Below are 7,790 nucleotides of genomic sequence, written 5' to 3' on the forward strand. Positions count from 1 at the left end.
CCAACCAATTTTATGGTCAATCTCATGGCTGGATTGATTGCCTATACCTTTCAAGAAAAGAAGCCATCTCTCAATCTTCGTCCCGATCTGGTGGGGAATTTACCAGCGGTTGCCTTCTAAAATTACGTCGAACTCACGTTATTTATTATCCGGTGACTGCTTGGTTCCGACCACAAGCACGACCGTACACTCTGAATCATTTTTTCCACTGATGGTGATGCTGCAGGAGCGCTCCCCTTTCTCGGCCACCATTGGCGCCACACTGGCACCCAGGAAGGGAACTTCAACACTGGTTGAGGCTTTTACTGTCCACCCTTGTTTCTTCAATTCACTTTCATAAAAACTTGAAACGGTTTTACCTGCGGTTGGAGCAGTGTAAGTGAGGACATAGGAGTCTCCGTTTGCGGTTTCACTGGTGATGGCACCGCCACTGTAAAACGGAACATCCGTTGGGAGCTTTACTGGTCCTTTTGATGTGGTGGAACCAGTCGGCGATTCAGACTCTTTGCCTGAAGGAGCTGGCGATTGGCCAGATGGTGTGGCTGGTGAAGTTGAAGGTGAATTTTCTTTCGGCGTTGCCGCTGGTTTCGGCGTGGAATCACCTGGCAAGGTACACCCAGTGAACAGACTGGCACTCACACAAAAACTGACTCCAATCACTGCACGAAGCAAATACTTCATAGAAATCTCCCCAGATAATGAAGGACAAACCTGTACACTTGCCCCTCGGAATAGTTAAAAAGCTGATTATCCTGATTTCATATCCCTTGAGCGAGTTGAAAACAGGTTTTTAAGGCTTTAAGCACAGTCACCTGTTCAAAGTAATCAGGTGGGGAAATTCACTTCGCTACTTCGCTTGTTGTTTTATGACCAAATCCCAGGTTCCAAACTCTAAACCCCGACGACATCGGCTTGATCAATGGCTGGTTGACCATCATCTGGCCGAGTCACGCCACAAAGCCCAGGCGTTGATTCTGGCCGGGCAGGTGCTGGTTAATGAACAACGGGCCGAAAAACCAGGTCAGCTTGTCCCCGAACAGGCACAGGTTCGAATTCGTGGCGAAGCCATGCGCTATGTAGGCCGCGGTGGGCTCAAGCTTGAAGGTGCCCTGCGCACCTTTGGTCTGGTGGTTGAACAGGCCGTATGCCTTGATGTTGGGGCCTCGACCGGCGGTTTTACCGATTGCCTGCTGCAACACGGGGCGACTCGGGTCTATGCAATTGATGTTGGCACCAATCAGTTGGCCTGGAAGTTGCGCAACTCGCCTCAGGTTATTGTCCGAGAACAGGTAAACGCCCGGTATTTGCAACCATCTGATTTTCCTGAGCTTTTTGATGTTGTGACGTGTGATGTGTCATTTATTTCACAGGACAAAATTCTCCCAGCAGTTGCTTTGTTGATGAAACCTGGTGCCTTGCTGATCACACTCGTCAAACCACAATTTGAAGTTGGTCGCGAGGATGTTGGCAAGAAAGGCATTGTCAAAGATCCTGCATTGCACCGCCGGGCAATTGAAAAAGTAGCGCAGGTAGCACAGGTGGCTGGCATTCAACCCTGGCACGTGATGTGTTCGCCAATTGAAGGCGCTGATGGGAACCGGGAATTTCTGTTGATTGGGAAACGTCAGGCGGCTGAAGGACTGGATGGGTTCCCAGAGGTTGATTTGACGCTGTGGCAAGCTGAACTTCAGGCACTGTTCCGGAATGAATGAAGAATCCATCTAGTGATTAGTGGTTAGTGGTTAGTGGCTAGTGGTTAGTGATACCAGTTAAGAATTAAAAAACTGTTCGTTGAAAACAAAGGGTTTATCAAAATTTCAAATTTCAGATGGTGGACCTGCTGCTTGTGAATTGTTGATTCTGAAACCTCAATGTCAACCCTTCACTCGCATCACTAATCACTAATCACTAACCACTAGATGGCTTCTTCATTCTTCATTCTTCATTCCTGGTTTAAAGAGGGTGCTGTGAGAATTTGAGCTATGCTATAGTCGCCAACTATTCCTGGTTCTTGACTGATCGGCTCTCGTGCATCACCGATTTCAGTCGCTCGAAGGAATCAAGACATCAATCAACTCATTTATTTAATTGAGAGGGAAGTCAGTTTATGAATATCTCCGAGCGCCGTATCGGTTCAGTTGTGATCCTTGACCTTCAAGGGAAGATCCTGTTGGGTGATGGTGACATTCAACTCAAGGAATACATTGCCAGATTGATCGAACAGGGTGAGCGCCGCGTCTTGTTGAATATGGCGGGTGTGCCGTATATGGACAGCAGCGGCCTTGGCGAAGTCGTCCGATGTTTTACCGCCGTCAAGCGCGCGCCTGGCGGAGGGGAACTCAAGCTGGTCAATTTGACTCAGCGCATTCAGGATCTGCTGACGATTACCAAATTAATCACGGTTTTTGAAACATTTGAGAGCGAAGAATCCGCGCTCGGAGCGTTTAAACCTCAAGATGCGCAATCGCCTTAAGTCGGTCGGATTTTTAATCTGTCGGTTTTGGGGACACAAAAAACTATTAAAATTTGTTCCCCCTATGGCATCATCGTTTTTCTTCTAAGGTCACCGCACTCATGGATCCAATGACGCCAAAACAGGCCAGCGGTCAGACCCTGAAGGGAAAGTCCCCGAGCTGAATTCCAGGCCCAGCTCCAGTCACCAATCCCCGGTGAATCAATCCAAACCCTGAATACAAAAGGTTGAAGGGTGTTAGTTTGTCCTTAGCTCTTACAATCAGTCGGTTCGATTTCTAACCAAATCCAGGCGCATTACCCATCTTGAATAGACTTTATTGGAAATGATCATTTTCCCAGCCCTGGTGTGTGTCAACGAGGGCGCACCCTGGCTGAGAACCAGACTCCAATCGGTCTCGATGATTTTGATGGGGTTCATCTATGAACACTTCGCTTTAACCCAGGCGTGCGCATCACGCTGAAGTGTCCATCAATCCCAAGAGATCCAGGCGCCAGCGGAAATAGACCCAGGCATCTTCATTTTCTGGTAGCTAACTGTAAGTGACACTTGAGGTTTGATGGGGGTTCTCATCTTTCTTTTCACTTTGTCCGGAGGTTTTGTCATGCTCAGAAAGTTACCCGATCCTGTACTTATTTCAATCCTTCGCCGGTTTTCACGGCGAAACCTGGTGATTGGTTTGTTTGGTGTGGCTTTGATTGCCAGTGGCGTGCTGATTGGTGGGTTTCCTCGCTTGCAAACGATTTCAGCTCACCCTCAATCAACCAAATGCGGCACCAGCGGGAAGCCAATCAACCTTGCCTTTCCCAGTAATTTCAAAGTGCCACACTCAAAAATTGACCGGAGTGTTGCTTCCAACCTTGATTTAGAAGCACTTCGGGCGGCATCTCGCTCCTTTACCCCAGCCGCAATTCCGGCCAATACCCCGCTGTCAAGCCTGACATTTTTGGGGGATGCGCTTCTCTCGGATGTGGACGTCTATGCCGACACCGATGGCAATGGCAGTCCAAATGATTCTGCGAAGGAAGATTTTGTTACCAGCCCGGATCCAGCCAGCGAAGTGACAACCAGTATGGCGATTAGTCCGAAAACGGGCCGGTTTTATGTCGGTGTGGCCAATGGGGTCGAGGGCCAGGTTTTGGTCTGTGACAACGGCGGCGGCACCTTCAAAGGCAGTGTCGTCAAATCATTTTCAACCGGGGATGGAGGCCCGGTGGGAGTACTTGTGATCAATAGTTCTGCTGGCGATACCCTCCTGGTCGCCAGCACCACATTTGAGGGAGATGAAATTTTCGACAATACTCCAACCGACGGCTTTACCCTGGTGGCCTTTCCGCCAGGGGCGGATGGTGCTCCGGATGGGTCAAATCCAGTGGTCATTTTTAATAAAGATGACCTGCAATTAGGGAATGATCCAGTGACCTTTTCGCTTGGCGGAATGGCAACTGATGGCAAAGGAAATCTGTTGATCAACCTGGGAATCAAGGCTTCTGACGGCCTGGCTGGTGTAATCGCCGTTGTGCTGGATTCAGATAATGACGGTATTCCCGACAGCATTCGACCCGACTTTTTTGCTTTACCAGGTGATGACGATTTGATTCCGATTGTGACCACCAGCATTGTTCCGGCCCCAAACCCTGGAGGCGGAACAATCTATTATGCCTATGGCCCACAAGTGTTTAGCGGTCAACGACCACAGGTAGTGGCTTATGTGGATGCCAATGATGATTTGAAAGCTGACGGTCCTCCGCGTACGGTGCATGCCCTTCAATCAACCCAGCGTCCGTATCGGTTTAGTTTTTCGGGAATTTTTGTTGGCTGTCAGATGGCCGTGACCAATGACAACCTGCTGTTTGCGTATGCTCCGGTGAGCGGAAGCAATTTTACCGGGAATGAAATCGGATTTGGAAAAATCGGCGCCAACGGTGCCGCTTCAAATGTAACTGCCGCGTTGCGCTTCCCGACCCAGGGACAAAATTTTACCAAAGTGGTTAGTTTTCTAACGGCTGGCCCCGCTGCTGCCGATACCGTTCCCCCAACGGTGCAGGTAACTTCGCCCAATGGTGGTGAAACAGTCCAAAGCGGCACGGAACTGGCCATTAGCTGGACCTCCAGCGATGATAAAGAATTGGAATCCCACGATATCAGCCTGTCAAACGATGGCGGCGCGGCATTCCCCTTTGTGGTGGCCACCGGCCTGGCTGGTACAGCCCAGTCGTTTAGCTTCCCGATTCCAGGTGCCCTGGAAACTCCCAATGCCCGGATTCAGGTAACAGCCAAAGATAGCGGCGGAAATGCCACATCAGATGCCAGCGACAGTGATTTCGTGATTCAGGTTGGAGCCGGTACGGATTCCGAACCCCCGAGCGTGACGGTGACGGCGCCGACGAGTGGTGCCACCCTCAATGGCGGTACGTCAGCGACGGTGAGCTTCGCCTCAACCGACAATGTGGGTGTGATTTCACACAGCATCGCGTTTGCGGCAGATGGAGCAACTTTCAGCACGACGCTGACGACTGGCTTGTCGGGCAGCGCCACGTCGTTTGACTTCACCGTGCCAAATCAGGCCACGACCACCGCTCAACATCGCCTGGACCTCAACCGATAACGGCACGATTGCCAAGCACGACATTCAGTTGTCGAGCGATGACGGTGCGACGTTCACGACCACGCTGGCGACCGGATTGCCGGGAACCGCGCAGTCGTTTACCGCCACGGCGCCGGCAACCAAGATCAAGAAAGCCAAGGTCCGGGTGGTGGCGACTGATGCCGCTGGAAACTTTGGCGAAGGCATTTCAGTCAAGTTCAAGGTCAAGTAATATCAGTCAGTAGCCAGTCGTCAGTCGTCAGTCGTTCACTAAGTTTATTTGATTGAACTACTTGACTGTTTTCTAATACCAGTGCCTCAGCGCAAGAATGGTATACGTCCTGGCTGATTGGGAAAGTCGGCAGATCCGTTCTGTATGAATTCCAAGGATAGAATTCATCAAAACCGAAACCTCTGATAGGAGTTGTATGAAGTGACAATACAACTCCCGAGAGAAAAAGAGGTTGCAAGCAGATTCTGCTCGCAACCTCTTTGCTTTTTTTGCTACTCTTACCGAACGTCCTCAGATTCTGCTCGCAACCTCTTTGCTTTTTTTGCTACTCTTACCGAACGTCCTCAAACACCGTTTGCGGTTCTGTTTCTGAACCAGTTCACTCTAAATTCAAACCAACGACAACCACGCTTTCGCTTTTTTGTTGAGGAGTTACCTCAAACCCTCGGCGTGCAAACCTCCTTTGAAAGTGTCCGATTGGGACTTAACCCAGACAGGCCGGATGACTGCACGTGGGGTGTAAAGCGATGAAGTGTCTCACCAAGGAGGATTTTTCCCGATGAGATTTCACATGACAACCCAAGTTGAGAGAGGAGTTCAGTCCCGATCACAGTTCAAATCACGTCTGTTGACCGGTGTGCTGGGCATGTTCGTTCTCCTCATCCCAATGCTTTTGGGGCAATTCGGATCAAGTGCCAACACCAACCTCGCCCAAAAGCCGAAGGAATTGGAATTGCCACTGAATTATCAGTTTACACATTCGCTGGCTCAGCCTCAGTTGGTTGATATGGGGCAGTTGCGTGCCACCCAAAAAATCAAAGCCGCGCCAAAGGCTATTCAGGCTGGGACGTCGCTCAGCAAAGTGACCTTCTATGGGAATGGTGCCACCACCGTCTTTGCTGCGGCTGATACCAACGATGACAAAGTCCCAGATGGAAGCGCTCGCGAAACATTTACCGCCGGTGATCCAAGCATCGAAGATTTTTCGGCGGTTGCCGCCAGCGCCAAGACCCAGAAAGTCTATGCCGGCTCATTTGCTTTTGATGGACCAACCATTGGTGAAGGCACTTTGACCGTGCTGGACAATCCCAATGGTGATTTTAAAGGAAATGTGATTCGGGAATTCTCGATTGGAAAAGGGATGCCAGCCGGGATTGTGGTCAAAGATTCACCTGCTGGTGACATCGTGATCGTGATGTCGGTTTACTACCAGGCTCAATCGCCATTTGATTTCACCGATGGTGATTTTCTTTATATCACTGCCTATTTACCTGGTGCGGATGGCACACCAGATGGCACTCAGAAAGTAGACGTTTTGCCTGCTGGTGCCTTGTCACTGGGTGGCGATCCGGTGGTCTTCAGCTTTGGTGGTCTGGGTCTGAGCCAGAATGGAAACCTGATTGCCAACCTGGTTGCCAAAAATGACATTGATGGTTTTGCCGGTGGCGCCACCTTTGTTTTTGTTGACAATGATGGTGACGGAATTCCAGATGGCCAGAATCCCCCAACCGCATTTGCCCAGTTTAATGACGCCAATGGGGCCAACCTGATTGCCACCGCGAGTGTGGTGCCATTGGAAGGTGGAAAAATTGCATTGTTGAGCGCGGATGTCTTTTCCGATGCCGAAATGGAAATCTTTGTGTACAACGATGCTGACGGCGACGGCAAAGCCGAAGATACTGGTACTTTGGTTTTTACTGAAAATCGAACCCTACCAGGTATTCTGTTGATCTATGGTGAAGGGACCTCAGGCTATCTGGTCAACCGCATGGCTGGTTCCGGAGACAGACTGACATTTTCATTTATTGACTTCCAAAACGGTCCGCGTGGTTCCGGTTTGGCTTCAGTTCCAGTTGCCGGCGGCAATGCTGCGAAAGCGTTTGACGTTGACGACATTCAATCTGAAATCATTGCCTGTGTTGCAACCGCATCTGGCGTCAGCTCAGACTCAGTTCCCCCAACCGTCCAGGTGGTTTCGCCAAATGGTGGTGAAACAGTCCAAAGCGGCACGGAACTGGCCATTAGCTGGACCTCAAGCGATGACAAAGGCGTGACATCCCACGACATCAGCCTGTCAAACGATGGCGGCGCGGCATTCCCCTTTGTGGTGGCCACGGGGTTGGCTGGCACGGCCCAGTCGTTTAGCTTCCCGATTCCAGGTGCCCTGGAAACCCCCAATGCCCGGATTCAGGTTACTGCCCGCGATGGTGGCGGCAATGTTGGTATTGACGCCAGTGACAGTGATTTCGTGATTCAGGTTGGAGCCGGTACGGATTCCGAACCCCCGAGCGTGACGGTGACGGCGCCGACGAGTGGTGCCACCCTCAATGGCGGTACGTCAGCGACGGTGAGCTTCTCCTCAACCGACAATGTGGGTGTGATTTCACACAGCATCGCGTTTGCGGCAGATGGAGCAACTTTCAGCACGACGCTGACGACTGGCTTGTCGGGCAGCGCCACGTCGTTTGACTTCACCGTGCCAAATCAGGCCACGACCA

At 50.9% G+C, this 7,790-nt stretch carries 7 protein-coding genes; 6 read left to right on the forward strand and 1 reads right to left on the reverse strand.

Annotation, left to right across the window (positions count from 1 at the left end; genetic code table 11):
- Positions 1-120: IS982 family transposase (locus HY774_23925; protein ID MBI4751541.1), on the forward strand; the 120-nt coding region annotated here is incomplete at its 5' end.
- A gap of 18 nt (positions 121-138) precedes the next feature.
- Here the strand turns inward: HY774_23925 and HY774_23930 are convergent.
- On the reverse strand, positions 139-681 hold the full coding sequence (locus HY774_23930; GenBank protein MBI4751542.1) for a hypothetical protein: 543 nt from the start codon (positions 679-681) through the stop codon (positions 139-141).
- Between the two features lie 185 nt (positions 682-866).
- Between HY774_23930 and HY774_23935 the strand changes: the two genes are divergently transcribed.
- The 5 genes from HY774_23935 to HY774_23955 all read left to right on the forward strand — a co-directional run.
- Positions 867-1,712: a TlyA family RNA methyltransferase gene (locus HY774_23935; GenBank protein MBI4751543.1), complete on the forward strand. Its 846-nt coding sequence runs from the start codon at positions 867-869 to the stop codon at positions 1,710-1,712.
- A 395-nt stretch (positions 1,713-2,107) separates the two neighbouring features.
- Positions 2,108-2,473 (forward strand): STAS domain-containing protein, encoded by a 366-nt coding sequence (locus tag HY774_23940; GenBank protein MBI4751544.1) that lies wholly within the window; start codon positions 2,108-2,110, stop codon positions 2,471-2,473.
- A 604-nt stretch (positions 2,474-3,077) separates the two neighbouring features.
- Positions 3,078-5,081 (forward strand): hypothetical protein, encoded by a 2,004-nt coding sequence (locus HY774_23945; protein ID MBI4751545.1) that lies wholly within the window; start codon positions 3,078-3,080, stop codon positions 5,079-5,081.
- Positions 5,017-5,292, forward strand: a complete 276-nt coding sequence (locus HY774_23950; GenBank protein ID MBI4751546.1) for a hypothetical protein — start codon at positions 5,017-5,019, stop codon at positions 5,290-5,292. Before HY774_23945 ends, HY774_23950 begins: the two co-directional genes overlap by 65 nt.
- Positions 5,293-5,938: 646 nt before the next feature.
- Positions 5,939-7,790, forward strand: a 1,852-nt coding sequence (locus HY774_23955; GenBank protein MBI4751547.1) for an Ig-like domain-containing protein, incomplete at its 3' end; no start/stop codon positions are given.

It is taken from the genome of Acidobacteriota bacterium, from assembly GCA_016208495.1.
Classification (GTDB): Bacteria; Acidobacteriota; Blastocatellia; order Chloracidobacteriales; family Chloracidobacteriaceae; genus JACQXX01.

Bases quoted from the DNA above. Each gene is read 5' to 3' on its own strand.
- HY774_23935 (MBI4751543.1), top strand. From the start codon at position 867: ATGACCAAATCCCAGGTTCCAAACTCTAAACCCCGACGACATCGGCTT.
- HY774_23930 (MBI4751542.1), bottom strand. From the start codon at position 681: ATGAAGTATTTGCTTCGTGCAGTGATTGGAGTCAGTTTTTGTGTGAGT.
- HY774_23940 (MBI4751544.1), top strand. From the start codon at position 2,108: ATGAATATCTCCGAGCGCCGTATCGGTTCAGTTGTGATCCTTGACCTT.
- HY774_23945 (MBI4751545.1), top strand. From the start codon at position 3,078: ATGCTCAGAAAGTTACCCGATCCTGTACTTATTTCAATCCTTCGCCGG.